The sequence below is a fragment of the Arminella tubonensis genome (genome assembly GCF_003240585.1).
Lineage (GTDB): Bacteria > Pseudomonadota > Alphaproteobacteria > Rhizobiales > Rhizobiaceae > Rhizobium > Rhizobium tubonense.
This window is the reverse complement of sequence record NZ_PCDP01000028.1, coordinates 31181-53211: the sequence shown is the minus strand read 5'-3', so window position 1 is coordinate 53211 and position 22031 is coordinate 31181. Positions and strand designations below refer to the sequence as shown.

At 58.5% G+C, this 22031-nt stretch carries 18 protein-coding genes; 3 read left to right on the top strand and 15 right to left on the bottom strand.

Annotated features, from left to right (window positions below):
* Nucleotides 1-55: 55 nt before the first annotated feature.
* Together CPY51_RS08365 and CPY51_RS08360 are read right to left on the bottom strand one after the other, a co-directional pair.
* A complete protein-coding gene (locus CPY51_RS08365; RefSeq protein ID WP_111159811.1) occupies nucleotides 56-1426 on the bottom strand; it encodes a sensor histidine kinase in 1371 nt (456 codons plus the stop codon).
* Complete coding sequence (locus tag CPY51_RS08360; protein ID WP_111159810.1) at nucleotides 1413-2090, bottom strand: winged helix-turn-helix domain-containing protein; 678 nt, start codon at nucleotides 2088-2090, stop codon at nucleotides 1413-1415. The genes CPY51_RS08365 and CPY51_RS08360 overlap by 14 nt, the downstream gene beginning before the upstream one ends.
* Before the next feature lie 269 nt (nucleotides 2091-2359).
* On the opposite strand from CPY51_RS08360, the gene CPY51_RS08355 reads away from it, so the two are divergent.
* Together CPY51_RS08355 and CPY51_RS08350 are read left to right on the top strand one after the other, a co-directional pair.
* Nucleotides 2360-2620, top strand: coding sequence for a hypothetical protein (locus tag CPY51_RS08355; protein WP_111159809.1), 261 nt, complete (start codon nucleotides 2360-2362; stop codon nucleotides 2618-2620).
* 23 nt (nucleotides 2621-2643) lie between these two features.
* The gene (locus CPY51_RS08350) at nucleotides 2644-3432 is read left to right on the top strand and encodes a COG4705 family protein (protein ID WP_111159808.1); all 789 of its coding nucleotides are present in this window, start codon (nucleotides 2644-2646) and stop codon (nucleotides 3430-3432) included.
* A gap of 88 nt (nucleotides 3433-3520) precedes the next feature.
* On the opposite strand, the gene CPY51_RS08345 is transcribed toward CPY51_RS08350, so the two are convergent.
* From CPY51_RS08345 to CPY51_RS08315, 6 genes are all read right to left on the bottom strand, one after another.
* Nucleotides 3521-4966: a pyridoxal phosphate-dependent decarboxylase family protein gene (locus CPY51_RS08345; RefSeq protein ID WP_111159807.1), complete on the bottom strand. Its 1446-nt coding sequence runs from the start codon at nucleotides 4964-4966 to the stop codon at nucleotides 3521-3523.
* Between the two features lie 28 nt (nucleotides 4967-4994).
* Nucleotides 4995-6536 carry a hypothetical protein gene (locus CPY51_RS08340; RefSeq protein WP_111159806.1) on the bottom strand — a complete coding sequence of 514 codons (1542 nt, stop codon included), beginning with the start codon at nucleotides 6534-6536 and terminating at the stop codon, nucleotides 4995-4997.
* Between the two features lie 41 nt (nucleotides 6537-6577).
* Nucleotides 6578-8236, bottom strand: a complete 1659-nt coding sequence (locus tag CPY51_RS08335) for an ATP-grasp domain-containing protein (RefSeq protein WP_206607237.1) — start codon at nucleotides 8234-8236, stop codon at nucleotides 6578-6580.
* Nucleotides 8237-9871: 1635 nt separating this feature from the next.
* Nucleotides 9872-10174: a hypothetical protein gene (locus CPY51_RS32250; RefSeq protein WP_146260099.1), complete on the bottom strand. Its 303-nt coding sequence runs from the start codon at nucleotides 10172-10174 to the stop codon at nucleotides 9872-9874.
* Between the two features lie 153 nt (nucleotides 10175-10327).
* A complete protein-coding gene (locus tag CPY51_RS08320; RefSeq protein ID WP_111159804.1) occupies nucleotides 10328-10969 on the bottom strand; it encodes an alpha/beta hydrolase family protein in 642 nt (213 codons plus the stop codon).
* Nucleotides 10970-11385: 416 nt separating this feature from the next.
* Nucleotides 11386-12711, bottom strand: a complete 1326-nt coding sequence (locus CPY51_RS08315) for an NAD(P)/FAD-dependent oxidoreductase (protein WP_111159803.1) — start codon at nucleotides 12709-12711, stop codon at nucleotides 11386-11388.
* 242 nt (nucleotides 12712-12953) lie between these two features.
* On the opposite strand from CPY51_RS08315, the gene CPY51_RS08310 reads away from it, so the two are divergent.
* The gene (locus CPY51_RS08310; protein ID WP_111159802.1) at nucleotides 12954-13430 is read left to right on the top strand and encodes an Lrp/AsnC family transcriptional regulator; all 477 of its coding nucleotides are present in this window, start codon (nucleotides 12954-12956) and stop codon (nucleotides 13428-13430) included.
* A gap of 60 nt (nucleotides 13431-13490) precedes the next feature.
* Here the strand turns inward: CPY51_RS08310 and CPY51_RS08305 are convergent, their stop codons facing one another.
* The 7 genes from CPY51_RS08305 to CPY51_RS08275 all read right to left on the bottom strand — a co-directional run bounded on the left by CPY51_RS08305 (nucleotide 13491) and on the right by CPY51_RS08275 (nucleotide 21944).
* Nucleotides 13491-15152: an ABC transporter ATP-binding protein gene (locus CPY51_RS08305; RefSeq protein ID WP_111159801.1), complete on the bottom strand. Its 1662-nt coding sequence runs from the start codon at nucleotides 15150-15152 to the stop codon at nucleotides 13491-13493.
* Nucleotides 15152-15994 (bottom strand): ABC transporter permease, encoded by an 843-nt coding sequence (locus CPY51_RS08300; RefSeq protein WP_111159800.1) that lies wholly within the window; start codon nucleotides 15992-15994, stop codon nucleotides 15152-15154. The genes CPY51_RS08305 and CPY51_RS08300 overlap by 1 nt, the downstream gene beginning before the upstream one ends.
* Before the next feature lie 2 nt (nucleotides 15995-15996).
* On the bottom strand, nucleotides 15997-16947 hold the full coding sequence (locus tag CPY51_RS08295; RefSeq protein WP_111159799.1) for an ABC transporter permease: 951 nt from the start codon (nucleotides 16945-16947) through the stop codon (nucleotides 15997-15999).
* Between the two features lie 94 nt (nucleotides 16948-17041).
* A complete protein-coding gene (locus CPY51_RS08290; protein WP_111159798.1) occupies nucleotides 17042-18655 on the bottom strand; it encodes an ABC transporter substrate-binding protein in 1614 nt (537 codons plus the stop codon).
* Nucleotides 18656-18718: 63 nt separating this feature from the next.
* Nucleotides 18719-19465, bottom strand: a complete 747-nt coding sequence (locus CPY51_RS08285) for an HAD-IA family hydrolase (RefSeq protein WP_111159797.1) — start codon at nucleotides 19463-19465, stop codon at nucleotides 18719-18721.
* A 254-nt stretch (nucleotides 19466-19719) separates the two neighbouring features.
* Complete coding sequence (locus CPY51_RS08280; RefSeq protein WP_111159796.1) at nucleotides 19720-21093, bottom strand: aspartate aminotransferase family protein; 1374 nt, start codon at nucleotides 21091-21093, stop codon at nucleotides 19720-19722.
* Nucleotides 21094-21107: 14 nt separating this feature from the next.
* A complete protein-coding gene (locus tag CPY51_RS08275; RefSeq protein WP_111159795.1) occupies nucleotides 21108-21944 on the bottom strand; it encodes a GNAT family N-acetyltransferase in 837 nt (278 codons plus the stop codon).
* Nucleotides 21945-22031: the final 87 nt, after the last annotated feature.

Sequence of the window (22031 nt, the reverse complement as noted above, 5' to 3'; positions counted from 1 at the left end):
TCGCGCGCGGCGGCCACGTCTTGGCTGGCTCGCGCATCAATGAGATGCCGAATGATCAACGTTTTGTAGAACGGCTTTTTGGGAGGTGGACCGATATTCGAAGCCCCGGATGATTGTCGGTCACGACAATTTGCCCGGAATGAAGGTCAGATATTGCTCGCACCAGGGTCAATCCCAGACCGCTGCCCGGCGTCGTCCGGCTTTTATCCAGTCGGTACAGTCGCTGGAAGACGAGATCTCGTTCGCGAGGCGGGATGCCTGGGCCGTTGTCGCGGACCTCGGCGACCAAATGGATGCTGGTGGCTGAGAGCGACAGGATAATGCGCGTGCCTGTTGGACAGTGATTGATTGCGTTTTCAACGAGGTTGACCAGAAGCTGCGTCAGCAGTTCTTGGTCGCCCGTCACACAGGCCTCGACCAAATTCGTCTCAAGGTTCAGGCTCTGGCCACTATCTTCCGCCACGCCGCTATAAATCTCTTCCACGGCCTTCATCACGTCCAATAGATCAAGGTTGCGAAAGCGTGCCTTGCGAGCCCCGGCTTCAATCTGCGAAATACGAAGCAGGGCTTCGAACGTCGCGTTGATCCTGTCGCTTTCGGCGAGAGCCTCAACGAGGTAGGTGTGGAGTGGGTTTTCTTCGTCGCCTTTGGCAACAGCCTCCTCGATGGTCATTTTCAGACGGTTGAGCGGGGTCTTCAGTTCATGGGCAATGTCGGCGCTCACCTGGCGCATTCCGTCGACGGTGGCGCTCAAGCGATCCAGCGCCTGGTTGATCTGCCTCGAAACGGTGTCGATGTCATCCTTGCTGGCGCGAAGGGGGATGCGGGCGTCCATTTGTCCGTTCGATACGTCGAACATTGTCCGCACGATGCCATCGAGACGTCTCTGCGCCCTCGTGGCGAGAAATGTGCTTCCCGCGATGGCAATGAGGACGATCATCACCAGGGCCCAGCTGAAGCTGAAAAAAGCAATGTTCTCAAGGTCATCCGTCTCGGCGAAGCTCTGTCCGACGATCAGCCGGTTCCCGCCGACGGTGCCAGCGTAGAGGCGAAATTTACTGTCATCGTCCGAGCCGACGTCAAGCCCCTCTACGGTGGAGAAGCCGTCGGGGAGGGGTGAGGCGGTAAAGTTGCCGGCAATCCGCTTTCCCTTGGGATCGACCAGGGAAAACACACGCTTCTCCGACGATTTCAGGTCGGAGTAGGCAGTGATTGTCGTTATCAGGTCTTCTATGTCGTCTGGAGCATAGGCCGACGCGGTGACTGAATAGATCTCTGAGACTGATGTGTCGAGGGCGCCTGACAATTGGCGTTTGAGGAGCTGATAAGTGACCAGTCCGGACACGAGAAAGGCGACGACGAACAAAAGTCCGAAGGTCATCGCCAAGCGGAACGGCGTGCTGCGGTAGAGACTAGCGTGGCCCATGCAGGCTGTAGCCGGTGTTGCGAATGGTATGGATCAACTGTAGCGGAAACGGCTTGTCGACCTTTGCTCGCAGGCGGCTGACGTGGGTCTCCACCACGCTCGTCTTGGGATCGAAATGAAAATTCCATACTCGTTCCAGCAGCATGGTGCGCGTAACTACGCGGCCCTCGCTTCGCATCAAGACTTCCAGCAACGTAAATTCCCGGGGTTGGAGCTCGATGGGCTGCTCGCCGCGTCGGACCTGGCGTTTGACCAGATCAAGCTCCAGATCGGCGATACGCAGGACGGTGATTTGTTCTTGGGACGGCGGGCGGCGGCTGAGCGCATTGACCCTTGCGGACAATTCGGAGAAAGCAAACGGCTTCAGCAGATAGTCGTCCCCTCCTGCCTCCAACCCTTCCACTCGGTCGTCTACGCCGCCGATCGATGTCAGAAAGATTGCCGGGGTCCTGACTTTAGCTGCACGGACCGCCTTCACCAATGATAGGCCGTCGAGCCCTGGCAGCATCCGATCGACGATCAGGATGTCGTAGTTTTCGCGCGTTGCTTGAAAAAGGGCGTCGCGCCCATCCGCCACGACGTCACAGACGTGACCCATTTCCGCAAAGCCCTTGACGATATAGTCGGACGTCTTGAGGTCGTCTTCAATCACTAGAATTCGCATCGACCGGCCCCAAAAGTCTCAAGGGATGCTTGATCCCAATGGCTAACCCTGCTTCTACGCGCAAATCCTGTCAAATACCTTCCTGTAACATTACGCTTTTGTAAAGCAGCGCCGGTTCCGCAGGCAACATCCTGAACAGCGGCAACCTTACGAAACCGTATTGCTCCGGCAAGGCCGTCGTATGAGCCGCACTGTAGACCAGTGGCCGCCGCCTATGTTCGCGGTACGCTAAACTGAAGCCTCACCGCTTCACAACACGGGACAAGGTTATGTACAAGATCATCGCAATTTCTCTTCTGACAACGCTTGCGAGCGCAGGACTTGGGACGTCTTTCGCGGTGGCGGCGACCGTGCCATGCGAAGAAATGCTGAAAGAGATGCGCGCCGCCAAGGCCAACGCCAAGCTGAGCGCCGGTGATTTGGCCAAGGTCAACGATCTCGAAGCCAAGGCCGTGGAGCGCTGCAATGCGGACGACGATGCGCGCTCCGACAAGTTCTCCACCGACGCAATGGCGATCATCAAAAAGTGACTGTCGTGCAAGGGAGATGGCCTATGAAGTATGATCTCACAGCAACGGTCAACAGGAACCGCGTGCCGGAAGTCACTGTTCAATTCTGGCTGATAAAGCTCATGGCTGTCACCATGGGTGAAACCGCCGCCGACTACCTTGCGGTCAATCTTGGGCTCGGCTTGACTGCCACCTCGCTGATGATGGGGGCTGTGCTGATCGTCGCGCTGGTCTGGCAGTTCCTGCAGCGACGTTACGTCCCGCCGGTCTATTGGATTGCCGTTGTTCTGATCAGCATCGTCGGCACGCTGGTCACCGATAACCTGGTTGACAATTTCGGTGTTGCCCTGCAGTCCACGGCGATCGCCTTCACCATTGCACTGATCGTCACATTTGCCGTCTGGTATGCATCTGAGAGAACCTTGTCTATTCATTCGATACGCACCACGAGACGGGAAGCCTTCTATTGGCTTGCCATTCTCTTCACCTTCGCTCTGGGGACGGCTGTCGGCGATCTTGTCGCAGAGGTGTTTGCCCTCGGATATCTGACGACCGGCGTTTTGTTCGGGGCTATTATCGGCGCCATTGCACTGGCGTATTACGGCCTCGGAATGAATGCCATACTTGCCTTCTGGCTCGCTTATATCTTTACCCGCCCACTGGGTGCATCGTTCGGCGATCTACTGTCACAGCCGACAGAGTATGGTGGCCTCGGGTTCGGGACGATCGTCACGAGTTTGCTATTCCTTGCGAGTATCGCCGGTCTTGTCGCCCACATGACAATTGTCCACAAACCGGTCGACGTGAAGTTCGATGAGCCGTCGCAAATCTGAGCTTTTACGCGAACAGGCCTCTCTCGACGTCCATGGCGTCGAGAGGCACTCGACCGCAACTTGCAGCGATAGCCGCCGCATCTGGCTTTTAAAGACTGCGTTCGGCCAAATATCGGCTGAGTGTCTCGATGAACTGGTCGATATCATCGATCGTCGTGCGGTGATTGACGATGGCGCAGCGCACGACCAACTCGCCTTTGAGCGTGGTCCACGACGGTGCTGCCATGCCCGATTCCTGAAGATCCAACACCAGATTGCGGACGAATTCATTGTTCTTTCCACGAATGCCAAAGCAAACAATGTTGAGGGCAACGGGCGCCTTCAGTTCAAATATCGGGTCGCTTTCCAACCGTTTGGCAAGATGACGCGCGACCTCGCAGGTATATGCAATCGACTGTCCAATGCGCTCCGTTCCAAGCGCCTCGATTGTCATCCATGTTTTCAATGCGCGAAACCCGCGTGACAGGTCCGGCCCCAAATCGCAAGGCCAGGTGTCCCCAGCCGCAAGCCCGCGATCCGCTCGCTGCAGGTAGGCCGCCGGCTGTGCAAAAGCGCGCTTTTGGGCATCGCCGTCCCGCACCAGCAGAAATCCGGCGTCATAGGGAACCTGGCCCCATTTATGAAAATCCAGCGCCACCGAGGATGACCTCTCGATGCCTTTGAACAGGCCACGCATGGAGGCAGAGAACATGGCGAGAGCGCCAATTGCTCCATCGACATGATACCAAAGCTTTTCACCGGACGCGATGGCAGCAATCTCCTCAAGCGGATCGACTGCACCGGTATTGACAGTTCCTGCGGTCGCGACGACGAGAAAGGGCAGCAATCCCAACGCTCGGTCTTGCTCAATCGTTGCGGACAATACGCTGGGCAGCATTCTTCCGGCTGCGTCGACCGCAATCTTCCTCAAATTTGCGGACCCGATGCCCGATAGCTGAATGGCCTGAGCGATACACCCATGGGCCTCGGCCGACGTATAGGCGACAAGCTCGGAGTCGGCGTTTCGCAGGCCGGTTTCCCGGACAGATTGCCCCAGCGCTTCGGTCTTGGCGATGGTGACCGCGAGAAAGTTTGCCATCGAAGAGCCGGTGAGGAACAAGCCGTTCGCGCCTTTCGGATAGCCGAGGGTCTCACTCATCCAGCGGACGATCTGCTGTTCGACCTCAAGGCCGACATGATCGCGGCCGCCGCAATTGAGGTTCAGGCCGGCTGCGACGATTTCTGCCATAATCCCGATCGGCGTTCCTGCGCCATGAACCCATCCCATAAATAAGGGATGCAAATTGCCGGTGGCGAATGGGAGGATGTGAGCGCGCACATCATCAAGGACATCGCCGAGCTCTCGCCGTTCATTCGGCAACGGCCGGGCAAACCGCGCCCGTGTTTCGTCCGCCGGCGGTTGCCATACTGGCTTCTGCCGAATTGTTTCGATGTGGGTAATCATTTCATCCAGCATGCCGTGGGCAAGCTGGCGAAATTCGTCCCAGTTCGATGGATCAAGGCTGGGAGAGTTCTTTGCGGGATCGCTTACCATGACAAGTTTCCCTCGATCGCCGGCACAATCAGATGGTCTGGCGATAGCGAAGCACTGCAGACAACTTATCGAACAGGCCGTCAAGTCTGGATTCGATCGGCCTCGATGCTTGATACAAAGATTGTCCGGCCGTCATTCTTGCTGAAACGGTGACGACGTCGGCGGCGCTCGCGGCGAGACGCAGAACGGTACGCCCTCCGAGACGCACGGCCTGGCCCATATGACAAATCGGGCCTTCCACAAGCTCGCGCATCATCAAATGAATCCGTTGGGATTCCTCGAACGAAGCGAATGCGCCGGAAGCCTGTGTCATCGTCAACGGAACGATGGCGCGCGCGCCGAGATGGTCACCATCATCGTCGGGATGAAGAAAAATCTCCTTCGCACCTTCCAATCGAGAACGCACTAGGCTGACGAAATGATCTTTGATCGTGCGCTGCCGGGATTCTGCGATTTCGGCGTAGCGACTGAGGCTTGCCAGAGCGGCGGCCCACCGCAGGCCCAGGCCGAGGTTGAACTCCGACCTGAACACAAAGGTCATTTGCTCACGAAGGGACGCTGGCCAATCGTGAGCTGCCGTATAGTCGGACAGACCTGCCGGAAGATCAGCCCTCGCGGCAAACTCCGCCGCAAGCGCTGCGGGAACTAGAAGTGCACCTGAAAAGGGCGGCCCGGCGATGAACTTCGATCCGGTGACAGCTACGATAAAGCCGTCGGCAAGATCCTGCTGCAGGGCAGAGATCGAGCAGCGGAATTGGCAGGCATCGACGATGACGTGGACGCGTCCGGGAGCAAGCGCGGCCACGTGACGCGCTGTCTGGCGGGTAACCCCGGTCAAGCCTGTCTTTGAGGTGTCGAGCACGTGAACAAGGACATCGCGATCGCGCCCAAGTTCGTGTTCGACAGCGGCGATCAGATCCGTATCGATTTGGTGTTGGTCGCGGGCTGCACCCGTCTCGTCGCGGATGGCAATCACGCGTACGTCGATGCGGTCAGGCGAGAGACCTTCCAGAGAGGCGCCGGCTTCCACGGCGGTGCCAAGCGCGGTGAAATCGGAATAGTGACGTCCCGCGGCCGCCTGCGGGACCCCGCTTCCGGTCTCGTCCGGCGCGACCAGGATGTTGGTCAACGGTCGCTTGGAAAGGCCGGCAAACAGACAAAGCGCCAAAAGCTCCGCATCTGTTCCTGACGCGGCTAGAATGATTTCCGCGTTGGCGCAGCCGAGATAGAGACCGATGCGGTGACGGACGTCGGCAAACCATTGGTCGACGACAAGAGGGGAGGTCGATTCAACATTGACGAGACGGGCCAATTCAATGCCGGCGGCGAGGAAACCCTCGCCGGAAACATTGCTCGCGGTCGTCGACGCGAACGATATCTCATCGTCGGCCGGCGTCGCCAGTGTTCCATATCGATTGCGTCGAGTGATCGGATCAGGCCAGATGCGCCTGTCGCCTCCCGTCCCGAGCAAGAGTGATACGGAAGTTGTGGATGCCAAAAGCTGATCCAGTTTGCCGGTTTCCGAAACCCGGCCGATCGGCGCTTTCTGGATCCCACGTATTGCGGGCATGATGTTCTCCGTGCTTGAAGCAGTAGCGTGGTGGGGGCCGATCAAATCGGCTCATTGACTGCCACGGCGCCCGCCATGTAGGCGACCTGAACATCATGGCTGATCAGCGGCTCTAGATCGCTTGCCCGCTGTGTGAATTCCAATCCGCATCGGTCGACATAGGAGCGATCGACGCGATCGCTGAAACCAGGATCGATGATTTTTTCCCCGTCCCAGAAAACAGCGTGACCGGTATTGGGAATCGTAGGGGAAGCGACCCCGATGATCGCCGGCTTCGACCAGAGCATGTAAATGCCACTCAAGAGAACGAGCCCGCACTTGTTGGCAACGCCACGCATTATCGAGTGGCTCATCGGTCCTCCGAACGGGAATGCCGGATCGCAGTCTCGCGCGATTTCCTGAATTTCCTCATAGGTTCGGCCTGTGTACATTGCCAGGGCGCAAATCAGGCAGTCATTCTCGGTTCTTTGATAGACAGGCGGTTTCCCCGTATGGCCGCATTGGATCGTGGATGTCGCCGTCGCCCGCGCCACACGCTGCTCAAGCGCCTTCTCGAACGCCGTAAAGAGCTTGCTCATCGCTCCCTTCTTGTATGGGTAGGTACTCTCCGAATCCATTGAGTGAACGATCATCGCCACATCCGCCTCGAACAGCAACAGGCGTCCATCGGCAAGCTCTGCACAATCGATGGCGAAGTAGTCCAGCCCGAAACGCCGATGAAGAGCGTCAAATGCGCGGGCGTGACGCACCGCAAAGTCGCTATCGAAGTTGGCCATCCACAAGGCCTCTTCTGCACGTCGATCTTCATGCTGGGCCATGCCTGCGCTCAGATAGTGCACCATCCAGTGGTCGGAAATTGCCAGGTGGCTCGCATAGGGCCTTCCATTGATGCAGGCGATTCGCTGCTTTCGGAATTTTCCATCTTCACCGCTGTAGTCGATGAATGGCATGATGTAGAATTCGGTCTCGGCCTGAGACTCCAGGAAGGCCGAAAGCTCCGATGGTGTCGAGATTTTTTCCATTCCCTTGCCGGCGTGAGTGCCGACTGGTCGGACGATGAGAGGGAAACAGCAGTCGTCGAGAATCGATTGAACTTCGATCTCCCCGGAACCTAGTTTGTCGACTAGGGTACGGGAAACGCGCGCTGTGGCGGGGGCCAGGATCGATGGTTCGTCCTTGAAGGCTTCCGCGACTCCGTCTCGTGACAGCGCCATGATGTGGCGAGGTGCATTGTTCATGATCGGGCCGACCCACCCGCCCAAAAGCCGCTCGAGGTTCTCCAATACTGCAAGATTGGCTGGGGCCTCGCCGATCGCGACGAACGCGACGTCGTGCTCAGGGACATCGTCGAGATCCTTGGTATCGGCATCGACATAGTGGAGCAGGATATTTGCGTCGGAATTCTCGAGAAGAAATTCGATCGGCGTGTTCGCCATGAAATCACCGGCAGTCGCAAAAACGAGGACGTTAGGGCCAATGCCCCGTCCGTTTCGTATTCGGTAATTTCGGCTGATCGCCAGTGCACCCTGCTGACTGATTGCCGCCTTCTCCTGCTCTCCAACGGTGTGCAATAGAATGGACGCGTCCATAAATGCGGCAGCATCAGCGAGGTTGGTAGAAACGCGCGCAAACAGCTGGTCCCATAGGACACTGATATCCCTTCTCTCATAGATCGCCCGGACGATCGGTGCTTTGCCCATGATAAGATTCGGATCTTGAAATGTCTGTATTTGAGCTGCCGCGCTTTTCAAACTCTCAAGCCTTTCATCACGCGGTCGTTCCGGCTATCTCAGCCATCACTCCGCTACTGTGGACTAGTCATGCAACCTCACTTTCGTCATTGGTGCTTGTGCGAGCCTATCGCGTGCAGTCGGAACTCGGATGCCTTGTTGTTTATGACGCCTGTCGCACATGGTGAACGCGTGGGGCGCGCAACAATTTGCCGAGCGCGTGATGGACGGCGGAAGCGTGAACAGGGTGCACATCCGTGAGGCAACCTGCCAATCAAATGGGGATGCCCGACCTGACGGGCTGGTTCGCCGCGCGTCTATCGCCCAGCGCGAGGTACCCTCACATCTGGCGTTATCGTAGGCCGTCGACGAGCAGGGCCACCATTCGCCTTGCCTGTGCGGTGTCGCCGTCGATCGACGGCGTTGCGGGCCGCATCCCCGCGTTTAACAGATCGCCGGCCTCGACGTCGTCGCGGATCGCACCGGACCGCCGTGGCTTCGAGCAGGCTGTGAAGCGCCAGGGTAAGTTTGCCGAGAACGAAATCCGGAAGCGCCTGATAGGAGTGGTCGCCGAATGAAGCGCAGGGCCTGGATGACACTTTAAGGCGATGAAGTCGATGAGATGGCTCATCACCGTGAGAGGGCGTCGCCCGGCTCATGGTTTTCGGCCAAGGTCCAAGCTTCGCCCGAACCTCGACGTCGCGTCGGATTATCGCTTTGATGAGGTCCGACCGCGGCGGCTGCTTTCAGAAAAGTAGCACGTCGAGAACAGTGAGGAGGTTGAGATCGATGTGTTCCATAGAAATCCAATAAAGCGGATCGGCTCCAACGCTAGCGCTGGACGCAACTATTCTTTGCCTTTTGTGCGTCTGGTGAAATCGAGATTGGCTTTCATATTTGGCTCTCAACCAACAGAGGAGGCGTCCATGACACATCTTCATCAATTTCCACCAACAGCATCTTGATCATCGGCGCATCACGAGGGCTCGGCCATGCGCCGACCGAAGAATTCTTCAAAAATGGAACGTCGTCGGCACGCTCCGGAGGGCGGCCACCCGAACCAAGCTGCATGATCTGGCCGAACCACTCTGACCGTCGGGTTACAATTGAAACACTCGATATAATGAACCGGCTCAGCTTGCATCGCTGAGTGAGGCGTGGCTGGCCGGCTATTCGATATCCTATTTGTGAATGCCGGAACGACAAACGATCCGAACGAAACAATCGGCGAGGTGACGACCGACGAGTTTATTCGCGTCCTGGTAACCAATGCGCTCAGCCCCATGCGAAACGTTGAGGGTCCAGAACATCTCGTCTCACCGGATGGCCTAATCGGTGTCATGTCCTCGGGTCAGGGAAGCGTTGACAACAATACGATGGGAATAAGAGAAGTGTATTCGCGGCAGCAAGGGCTCTCAACATGTTCATGCGTAGCTATTCGGCTCGGCACAAGGAAGACGCACGGGCACTTGTTCTTGTGGACCCCCGGCTGGGTCCGCACCGAATTGGGTGGTCCGGATGGGTGTCTTGGCATCGATGAAAGCGTTCCAAGCGTTGTAAAAGTGCTTCTCGATCAGCGAGGACGAGTTAAGGCTCGCTTCAGTTCTAATGCTTCAGTTTTGAAATCTTTACCCGGTACTCATTTGCGAGAGAAATAGCGGCCTGCGCCAAGACAGGGGAGATTGATTTCCGTTTGACGGCCAAGCGGCAAGTGTCAAAGACCCCCTGCAACTCACGCTGCACATCGGCCAAGTCGGGATATTTTTCGACAAGAAGATGGGGAAGAAGTTTGGCGTCCGATCCATCCAGCCGCCATTGCGTCGATATTTCGCTTGAGCCTTGAACCCGTTTCACGATCGCGAGTTGGAGAAGCCAAGTCGCCCTTGCGACCTCTTCCACAGTACCCATAATGTGTCCCTCAGTTACCGCTCCGAATCAGTAAAATACGCTCCTTTCAGGCTTATGTCTCTCCCGCGGAAGGTGCCGCTTACTTCGATGCTTTGAGCGGAGCGACTAAGCCATTGATCAGAATTGGACAAAGGCGTCGCTCTATTTCGCCTTCTAAGCGGCGATCCTTTCAGCCCAGGTTTTGACTGCCGCCGCCATTGTCGCGAGATGCTCGGCTGCCGTGAAGCCTGAGACCTTTTTTCTCGGCTTCAGCCCGTGATCGCCATCCTCGAGCCAGAGGATTTCGATGCTCTTGGAAAGCGTGTAGCGGGATACCTCATCTTGCGTTCCAAACTGGTCGCGGGTCCCTTGGCAGATCAAGGTCGGCGTCTGTAACTCCGCGAGGTGCTGCGTGCGCAGCTTGTCTGGCTGGCCGATAGGGTGAAACGGATAGCCGAGGCACAACAGCCCATTGATCCTCCCGACCGAGTATAGTCTGTCGGCAATCATGCTTGCTATTCGACCGCCCATGGACTTGCCGCCTATCACCAATGTTCCGGTCGCGGCGAGGTCAGCAAGCGCAGATTCATACTCTGGAATGAGCGTCTCCGCTCGCGGCGGCGGTAGGCGATCTTTTGAAACGCGGCGAGCTGCCATATATCCGAATTCGAAGCGGGCAACCCGGAAGCCGACCTGGGCGAGCGCGTTCGCGGCTTCGTTCATTCCGGTGGAATCCATTGCGCCGCCGGCCCCGTGAGCCAGCAGAATGGTGACGGGCGCGTCGTTTGGACCAAGGGTCAAGAACTTCGTCGACATGGAAAGCCATCGCTAATTGGTGGAGAGACCGGTGCGAAACGCGGAACATAGCGCGCAGACAAAACTTGAGATGTCTTGGTGAAGAATTCGTAAATCTTAGCTCTACGGCGTTCGGCCTCCGGCGAACAGTGTTTGAAAGGAGTTGTTGCTTGGCATCTAAATGTAGGAATACGGCCGTTCCGGCCGCCACGGCAACCAAGGAAAGGTCGAGATCGTCGAGGAACGGATCTGAGATTTACGTTCGGATCGACTGTGCGGGTCAGCCGGCTTCCTGCCTGTTCGCGGACGGCTCAACATCCGCCACGGCGACAATATCGCCATCGTGTTTGACCGGTCTTCGGTTCATCCCTTTGACAAAACCACCGGCAAACGCCTTTGGGGGGCCCGATTTCCGAGTGAGGACGCCTGGGACCTGCTCAGAAATCCGCCACCTTTCCCCAGGCCGATTTATTCAATCGCTCCGGATCGTATGGCGCGATATCGACAATCGGCGTCGTCCCCGCGATGATGTCAGCCACCAGATGACCTGCGCCAGGTCCGATGCCGAAGCCGTGACCGCTGAAGCCTGCGGCCAGCACAAGCCCAGGAAGGCTTGCGACCTCGCCGATTGCCGGAACGCCGTCCGGGGTGCTGTCGATATAGCCTGCCCATTGGCCGTCCTGCCGGACCTGTTTCAGTGCCGGCAGCAATGCCCGCGCGCGCTTGAGAGTTTCGTCGATCTGCGACTGATCGGGTCGCGGGTCGAGTATGCGGTTCTTCTCCATCGGCGTCGGCGCGTCGAGCCGCCATTTGGCGAGTGTCTCGTGGGAGGCCTTCCAGCCGTCAAGGCCGCCAAGCGCCAGACTACGCCTCCGCTTGGCAAACATCGGGATGAATTCCCGTGAGAAGCGCAGCTGCTGCGGCGTCGGATCCACGCGTGCGCGGCCACTGATGGCCAGCGTGTAGCCACCATTGCCCCTTCGAGTAACAGAGACATCGGCGGTATGAAGAGCGTCGGGAAGGCCCTCTGCACCGGGAGCAACCGACAGGATCGATGACCTGACGGAGGCTTGTGGAAATCGAATCCCGAGTTGATGGCAGAAGGAAGACGCCCAGGCACCGCCCGCAAGCACCACCGTCTTCGTCTTGATGGTTCCAGCCTCGGTGACCACGCCGCTGACGCGACCCGCTTCTGTCTCGATGCCACGTGCAGCACACATCTGATTCACGGACCCGCCTGCTTTCAGGATGCCGCGCGCAACGATCGGGACTGCACTCGCCGGGTCGGCCGTGCCGTCGCTTGGTGAACAAACGCCACCCTTCCACCGTTTGCCAGATGCACGACCGCGTTCGCTCGCCTCGCTCTCGCTCAGCACATGGGTCGTGACCCCTACCGTTGCCGCGAAGTCGCGCCAGCGCGCCCAGCCTTCGATCTCCGCTTCGGTGTCGCTGAGATAAAGCAGGCCGCAGCGCCGGAATCCCGGATCTTCGCCGAGGTCCTCTGCCAGTCTATCCCACAGCGCCAGGCTCTTCGTCGCCATTGGCAGCTCGCGGGCGTCGCGGTTTTGTTGGCGGCACCAACCCCAGTTCCGGCTCGACTGTTCTGCCCCGATCAAGCCTTTTTCGACGAGCGCAACGCTGACGCCGCGCCGTGCAAGATAATATGCCGAAAACACCCCGGCGATGCCTCCGCCGATGACCACGACTTCAGCCTGTTTTGGCAAATCAGGTGTTGTTTCAATCCTCAGAAGCGGAGCGGGCATCCATTTTTCTCCAGTGATGAGAAGACCTTAGCAAAACGGCGCGCGAGAGGCTTGCCGCAGAACACACGCTTGCAGCATTTAATGCGGTGCGGGTGCCATGACGGAGATTATTCTGCTTAAGTACGAATCTGCGCGCTACAGGGCGCTGAAAACTGTCATTTTCGCTTTGCCACTTTAGAGGTTCCGCATAATATGCTGTAGACGCTGCGCGCTATTGTGCCGCCGACACCCATGGTGCGCCGATGAAACTCGACCGGATCGACATCAAGATTCTCTCCGAACTGCAGAAAAACGGCCGTATCACCAATGTGGAGCTGGCCGAGCTGGTCAATCTGTCGCCCAGCCCGTGCTTGATGCGAGTCAAGAAGCTGCAATCCGAGGGCTACATCATCAGCTATTCGGCGCAGATCAATGTCGCCAAGCTGGGGCAGACGCTGACTGTTTTCACGGAAGTTACCCTGAAAAACCATCGACAGATCGACTTTGCCCGCTTTCTGGCCGCGATCGAGAAGGTGGATTCCGTGATCGAATGCCACCTCGTATCGGGCGGTTACGACTATATGATCAAGTTTGTTACGGGCAGCATCGTCGAATACCAGACTACCATGGAACGCCTTATCGACATCGATATCGGCATCGACAAATATTTCAGTTTCGTGGTGCTGAAGTCGCCGATCGTCAAACCGCATATGCCGCTGACCAGCCTTTTTCCGATGTAGCCTTCCGGGTGCCTGTCGTGCCGCAACATCTAGCCGCGTTGTCGACAAAAGAAGGCAAAGTCACCGCTTGGAAAAGGCGCTGACAAGTTCGGGATCGCGTTCCAGGCCGTCGAGCCAGCCAGGGTGGAGTTTCGGAACGGACGAGTAAAGCAGCCGCGAATAGGGATGACCTTCAGGACCGCCAAAGTCCGACGGGGTCATCTGTTCGACCTTTTCGCCGGAATACATGACCGCGATCTCGTCGCAGATCGCCCGCACGACAGAGAGATCGTGGCTGATGAAGATGTAGGAGAGGCCGAGTTCGCGTTGCAGCTCCTTCAGCAGATCGATGATAGCGGTCGCAACCACTGTATCGAGTGCCGAGGTGATCTCGTCGCAGAGAATGAGCTTCGGTTCCGCCGCCAGCGCACGGGCGAGATTGATGCGCTGCTTCTGTCCTCCGGAAAGTTCGCCCGGGCGGCGATATTTGACGGTCCGCGGCAGGTGGACCATATCGAGCAGTTCGTCGATCCGAGCCTGACGCTGCGACTTGGCCATGCTGTGATAAAAGACAAGCGGGCGTCCCAGAATATCGGCAATGGATTTGGACGGGTTGAGCGCGGTGTCGGCAAACTGGAAAACAATCTGCAGCTTTCGCAGTTCGTCGCGCTGGCGTATATGCACGCTAGGCGCAAGTTCCTTGCCGTCGAAGATGATGTGGCCCGAAGCTGGCGGCAGGATGCCGGCGATCGCGCGCGCCAGAGTCGACTTTCCACAGCCGGACTCACCAATAATGCCAAGATTCTGGCCATACTCCAGTCGGATATCGACGGACTTCACCGCCAGTGCCAATGGCATGCCGTTCGACTGAGACGGGCCATAGCCGGCGGAAAGATTGTGGACCTCGAGCAGCGGCTGTCGGGCTGCCTGTTCCGTGAGACTCGGCGTGACGCGTAGCGTTGGCTTGAAGGCGCTGACCAATTGCCGTGTGTATGGATGCACCGGCGAGGAAAGGATTTGCGCCGTTTCGCCGATCTCCTGGATTTCACCGCCCTTGAGCACAACGATTCGGTCCGCGATCTGGGCGACGACTGCAAGATCGTGCGAGACATAGACGCCGGAGAGGCCGCCCTTCTTCATCACCGATTTGAAGGCACGCAGCACTTCGATCTGCGTGGTCACATCGAGCGCCGTCGTGGGTTCGTCGAAAATCACAAGCTTCGGATTGCCGATCAGCGCCATGGCCGCAGAGAGGCGTTGCAATTGGCCGCCCGAGACTTGATGCGGGTAGCGCAAGCCGATGGTTTCAGCATTGGGCAGTGCAAGGGCACGGAAGAGTTCCACCGCCCTGGTGCGAGCCTCCATGATGGGCATCAGCTTGTGAATGCGGACGACCTCTATCACCTGATCCATGATGGTTTGTGCCGGGTTGAAGGCAGCAGCGGCACTTTGCGGCACATAGGCAACCTCGGTGCCGCGCAGGGCGGCAAGGCTCTTTTCCGGAAGGTTCGCCATGTCCTTGCCGGCAAGCATGACAGAGCCGCCGCTGATCTTGCATCCGGGGCGAGTGTGACCCATCAGCGTCAGTGCGATAGTGGTCTTTCCCGAGCCGCTTTCGCCGATCAACGCGACAATTTCGCCTTCCGCTATGTCAAAGCTGACGTTGCGAATGATCTCCACCCTGCGATCGGCATCCGTCTTTGCCTGGACCTTGAGGTTTCTGATCTCAACAAGGTTCGCCATCATGCGCTCCGGTCACGAATTTTCTGCGGAAGATTGTCGATCAGCAGGTTCACGCTGATCGTCAGGCTGGCGATCGCGATTGAAGGAAACATCACCGCGGCTGCGCCGAAGGGCAGACCGCCGATGTTTTCGCGCACGAGCGCGCCCCAGTCCGCATTCGGCGGCTGGACGCCGAGGCCGAGAAACGACAGGCCGGACAGCAGAAGGACTATGAAGACGAAGCGCAGGCCAAGATCGGCAAGAACAGGGCCTAGAATATTCGGTAGGATTTCGGAGCGGATGAGATAGCTGGTCTTCTCACCGCGGGCTGTAGCGACGGTGACATAGTCCATCGTGTTGATATTGACGGCAAGGGCGCGGCTGAAACGATAGGCTCCCGGCGTGTAAATGACCGCCAGTGTCAGGATGAGCACGGGAATGGACGAGCCGACTGCCGCGACGACGACGAGGCCGAACAGCTTGCTCGGGATCGAGTTCAGCGCATCGAGGAAGCGTGACAGACATGTGTCGAACCAGCCGCCGGCGACGGCGGCACTCATGCCAAGTGCGACGCCGGTGACGCAGGAGATGGCCACGGCGCCAAGCGAGATCCCGACCGTATAGCGCGCGCCCATGAGAATGCGGGACAGCATGTCGCGCCCGAGATAGTCGGTACCCATCAAGAACTTCGCCGAGATCGGCCCGAAATAGTCGTAGTCGACGATCGCGCCGATCGGATAGGGCGTGATCAACGGTGCGACAACAGCGACCAAAGCCCAGAAGAGAATGATGGCGAAGCCGAGGATGCCGACGAGATTGAAACGATAGCCGAGCTTTCGGGGAGACAGAGCAAAATAAGCCATGATCAGCGCAGCCTTGGATTGGAGAGGATGGCAATGATGTCGGCGACGGTGATCAGGATCAGGTAAGCGACGCAGAAGATCATCGAACAGGTCTGGATCAGCGGGAGGTCGCGAGTCGCCACGGCATCGACCATGAGCTTGGCGATGCCCGGATAATTGAAAATCGTCTCGACGATGATGACGCCACCCAGGAGATAGGAGAGCGACAAGGCGACGGCGTTGACAATCGGCCCGAGCGCATTGGGAAGGGCGTGCTTCAGGACGATCCGCGAACGCGAGGCGCCCTTGAGAAGCGCCATTTCTATGTAGGGCGTACCAAGTGTCTCGATGACTGCGGCGCGGGTCATGCGAATCATTTGCGCTGAGATCACGAAGCTCAAGGTAATTACCGGCATTGCGAACACCCGAAGCAATTGGCCGAAAGAATGTACCTCGTTGGCGAATGACAGAGCGGGAAGCCATTTCAGATAGACGGCGAAGAAAAGGACCGCCGAGGTGGCAACCATGAACTCCGGCACTGAAATGACGGCGATGGTAACGGTGGTGACGATCCGGTCATAGAGGGAACCGCGCAGAATAGCCGCCGTGATGCCGAGCACCATCGCAATCGGCACCGAGAACAGGGCTGTTGCAGCCGCAAGCTGAAGAGAGCTCAGGAAACGCGGGCCGATCAGCTGTGCTATCGGCATGTTGTTGGCATAGGAGATACCGAGATCGCCGGTCGCAAGCCCACCCAGCCATTTGATGAACCGCAGTATGGCGGGATCGTTGAGATGCATCGCGGCTCTCAGGCCGGCCACGGCTTCGGGCGTGGCCGATTGTCCCAAGAGGATCTGTGCGACATCCCCCGGCAACAGCTCCGTGGCGGCAAAGACTGTGAAGGAAACGATCAGAAGCGTGATGACGGCGACAAGCAGTCTATTCATCACCAGCACGAGGACGTGAATGTTCATGGGTGCTCCCGCCGCGGGATCGGCCGTCGAGGCAGAGTAACATGGAGTAGGGCCGAGGACATTACCTTGTCCTCGGCCTGCTTGCTGACGGATGTCAGGCTTCGAGCCAGACATATTCCGCGAAGGCATAGCCCATCATTCCGCCGAGAGGATTGGCATCCAGTCCCTTGAGCTTTGAAGAAATCGCGTCGACGTTGGAGATGTAGGCCGGGATTGCCGTCCCCGCTTCTTCAGAAATCATCACCTGCATCTCGCCATAGATTTCCTTGCGCTTTGCCTGATCGAGCATGCCACGCGCCTCGATCATCATCTTGTCGAATTTCTCCGACTTGTACTGGCTTTCGTTCCACGGTGCGTCGGACGCATAGAGCAAGGAGAACAGGATATCCGGCGTGGGGCGCGGGTTGATGTTGCCGAAATGGACCGGAGCCTTCAGCCAGTAGTTGGACCAATAACCGTCCGATGGGACGCGCTGGACGTCGAGCTTCATGCCGATGTCGGCGCCGGCGGCCTGGATGACCATGGCCATGTCGATCGACGAGGTGGCAGCATCTGATGCGATAATCGGGATGGATTGTCCGAGAAGACCGGCTTTTTGGAAATGGAACTTCGCCTTTTCAGGATCGAAGGCCTTCGGCTTCAGATCGGCATTGTGGTAGACGCTCGCCGCCGAGACCGGCTGGTCGTTGGCGATCTCCGCAAGCCCGCGGAGCACCGACTTTTGGATCTGCTCGCGGTTCAGCAGATATTTCATGCCTTGCACGAAATCGGCCTTATCGCCGGGTTTCAGGTCCAGTCGCATGTTGAGGTTTGTGTAATTGCCCGACGTGGACTTGGACAAAACGAACGCCGGCTGGTTCTCGAGCAGGCGCATGGAACGTGGGTTGATCGAGGCCGCTAGCTGGATGTCGCCGGACAGCAGCGCGTTGACACGAGCCGAGTCGTCCGAGATCGCAAAGAATTCGAACGAATCGAGATGCGGGCCGCCTTCCTTCCAATAATTCTTGTTCCTGACGGCGATCGAGCGAACACCTGGCTCGAAGGTTTCGCAGACAAAGGCGCCGGTTCCGTTCGCTTTGGAGAAATCGGTCGTGCCGTCGGCCAGGATCATGAAATGATGCATGGCAAGAATGGTGGGAAGGTCGGCGTTCGGATTGGCGAGCGTGATCTCGACGGTCAGATCGTCAAGTGCCTTGATGCCGGTCATCTGCTTGGCAATTGAATTGACCTTGGAGCCGACAGCCGGATCCAGATGCCGATTGAGCGAATAGACGACGTCGGCTGCCTTCAGCGTCTTGCCGTCATGGAAGGTAACGCCGCTGCGCAGCTTGACGGTCCAGACCTTGGCGTCGGCGCTCTCGACGCTCTTGGCAAGTTCCATCTGTGTGACGCCATTTTGGTCGAGGAACGTCAGACGGTTGTAGAATGCACAGCAACGCACATAGTCGGTCGACAGCGAAGCCTTCGCCGGATCGAGCGTATCGGCGTTTGATGAAGACCAGCCTGCAGCCTTCAATGTGCCGCCGGCGACCGGCGTCGCAGCGATGGCACGGCCCGCGCGCCCGAGAATTGTCGTCCCGGCCGCGGCAGCGATGCCGCCCGCCATCAGCATTTTCAGAAGGTCGCGGCGGCTTGCACCGCGGCGGATGGCATTTTGGATCGCGGCGTCGTCGGCCGTGGTCCAGTTGATGAATGTATTGTCAGACATGCGCTTCCCCTTTTTTTGGTTGTGATGAAGGCGTTACTGCGTGCGACCTGAAGGCAATTCCCCTCAGGCGGCTTTCGTCTGCTCCACGGCATCGGCAAGTGCCGCCATGGAGGTGAAATGGAAATCCGGTGTCGTGAAATTGTCAGGCTCTATCGTTCCGCCATAGCCCTTCTGCGCATGACGGCGTTCGATCCAGCAATTCGTCAGCCCGAGCTTTCTGGAAATTCCGATGTCGTGATACTGGCTCTGCGCGACATGCAGGATATCGTCGCGAGTGCCGCCTTGCTTCTCGATGAAGACGAAGACCTTTTCGAAGAACGCCGGGTCCGGTTTTTCCGTGCCGGTATCGTCTGCGGTAAAGCTCGCGTAGAATGGATTGCCCAGCTCCTTCGAGAAACATTCGAAAGCCCAACGTTGAGCGTTGGTCATGGCGATCAGATGGTAGCGTTTAGCAAGACGCGCCATGGCTTCCGCGCTATCGGGGAAACCTCTCCACGTCCTCGCGGAATCACGCAGCTGCTCGCCGAACCGCCGTTCCGCCGGCAGCCCGAGCTTGGGGGCGATCTGCAGGTAGACGCGGACAAGATCGTCGGGAAAGAGACCGACATCCGGCATGTAGCGCGCCTGCCTGTAGAAGGCGAGAGCCGTCTCGCCGTCGGTATCGACACCTGCCTCGGCACCGATCGTCTTCAGGCAGCCCACCAGCCCGCTTTCGAAATCTATCAGCGTACCGACAACGTCGAACGTCAGATATTTGAAATCCTCGAAAGTCTTTGCCACTTCATTTTCCTCTTTAGAACGGACCGTCATGTTCCGCTGCCTGTCGCCTGAAGACAGAACTATATGCCGAACCGGCTCTCTTCAGTCCGACTGTTCCCGTGGCGGGCGATCACCGAGTTTCTTATGCTTTTCGCCAGATTTCATATGAGTGTCTCAAGAAACGGTCGCCGGATTCTCTGAAAGACGAAGGTGTGGCGGCAGAAAATTTCGAATATGGCGGTCAGGCGGAATATCGCGCCCGAGTGCCAGAAGCAGCGACGTGTTGCCCGCACTCAGCCCGGCCGTCACGCCATCGCGGAGCGAACATCCGGATCCTCGAGGGTCTGGTCGAGCGTCATGCGCGTGCGCTCGATGATCGCGTCGATTTCCTGTTCGGTGCAGCAGAGCGGCGGCGCGTAACCGAGCACGCCGCTGCCGAAGGCGCGCACGACCAGCCCGTTGTCCCAGGCGCGGTCGAAAATGCGCCGCGACGGGTCGGCGGCGGCTGGCAGGGGCGTCTTGCGCTCCTTGTCGGTAACGAGCTCGATGGCCGCCAGCATTCCGCGACCCCTGACATCGCCGACGAGCGGATGGCTTGACAGACCCCGCAGGCCTTCCATCAGTCGTGCGCCGGCTTTGCGGCCGTTTTCAAGCAGGCCGCCTTCATAGAGTCGAAGAACTTCCAAGCCGACTGCCGCGCTGACCGGATGTGCCGAGTAGGTGTAGCCGTGACCGACTGCGGCACTGCCAGCGCCGTCGGCGATGGTGTTGTAGATCTTGTCCGACATGAAGACCGCGCCCATCGGCACGTAGCCAGACGTCAGGCCTTTGGCCGTCGTCATGAAATCCGGCACGATGTCGTCGTCGGAGCAGGCGAATAACGGCCCGGTCCTGCCGAAGCCGGTGATCACCTCGTCGGCCACGAAGAGAATGTCGAGTTCGGTGCACAGATCGCGCATCGCCTTCATCCAACCGGGCGGCGGCACCAGCACGCCGCCCGACCCCTGGATCGGCTCGACATAGAAGGCTGCGACACGATCGGCGCCGAGTTCCTCCACCTTCTTGCGCAGAGCTGCGGTGGACGCAGCGTTGATCGCGCCTGCGTCGGTGCCGACCGGATTGCGGTAGGCGTAGTGGGACGGAATCTTATGCTGCCAGTCGAATGGTACGCCAAAGCCGGCATGAAAGGAGGGCAGGGCGGTGAGGCCGGCACCGACCGTCGACGAGCCATGATAGCCCTGTTCCACGGAGATGAACTGGTCTTTCTCAGGGGTGCCCATGGCGTGGTAGTAGTAGCGGATGAAGCGGACCGTGCTGTCGACTGCGTCCGATCCTCCAAGCGTGAAATAGATGTGATTGAGATCGCCGGGCGACCGGTCGGCAAGTTCCGACGCCAGACGGATAGCAGGTTCCGAGCCGAGGCCGAAATAGCCGGTGGCGTAAGGCAGTTCGCGCATCTGCTTTGCTGCAGCCTCGACGATGCTTTCATGGCCATAGCCGGCATTGACGCACCAAAGCCCGGCAAAACCGTCGATCAGCTCATGGCCGGATGCGTCGGTGACCGTGGCGCCGATGCCTGATTTCAGGACACGGACGCCCATCTTTTCATGGCCGCGGTAGGAGGCAACCGGATGGACCAGATGGGCGCGGTCGAGTTCGATCAGGGAGTTGCTCAGCATGTCTATCTCCAGGTTCAGCCAAGAGCCTGACTGGCCAGGGCGAAGGTTTGGAATGGCGATGTGTGTCGTGCCGCAGGGCCGTCCTTGCTCATGGTGATACCGCCGCCGACATGGGCGAGCCCCTGATCGGCAAGCCATGGACCAAGGCTAGATGTCTCGGTGGTATCGACACGGAGAAAGGCGCCCGGGCGGGCCGCGAAAAGAAAGGCAAGAAGATGCTTTGCATCCTCGGCGCTTGCCGCAACCACCGGTCCTGCGACCTCGCCGCGACCGAAGTCGCGCAAGGCGGCAAAACCTGCAATATTGTCTTTTCTGCGCAGGGTGGCGATACTGCCTCGATCCGCAAGCGAGGCGATCAGCTCAGCGCGGTCGAGACCCGACGCTGCGCGATCCATTGCTGCGCATTCGGCGATGTCGGCAGCCGTCGCCCAGGTGACGCCCTCGACCGGAGCGCGCGCGTTGATAATGCCTTGATGCTGTCGGATAATACCCGTCTCCTGGAAGCCAAGCTTGGTGTAAAGAGGCAGGCCTTCCTCCGTCGCCACCAGGCGGCATTCCCGCCCTTTGCAATCAGCAAGCGCCACGTCCATCAGGCGGCGACCGATGCCTCGTCCGCGCATCGCTTTGTCCACGATGACCATATTGATCCTGGCACCTGCGCCTCCGTAGTGCGTTACAAGGATGGTGCCGGCGACCCGGCCATTGTCGAGGGCGACGATGCCGGTGCTTAGCGACAGTACCATCGCCCAATCCTCGAGACGATGGGGCCATCCCGCCTGACGCGACAGCGCCACGGCGCCCTCGAGATGGTTGGGTGAAAATTCTACGAGCTCGATCTGGCTTACCTGCATTATTCAATACCTGATGGTCGGCTGTCTCTTTCAATTGATAGCGCCCATGGAAGAGTAGATCGTCCCGACGATCGAAATTGCGCGATA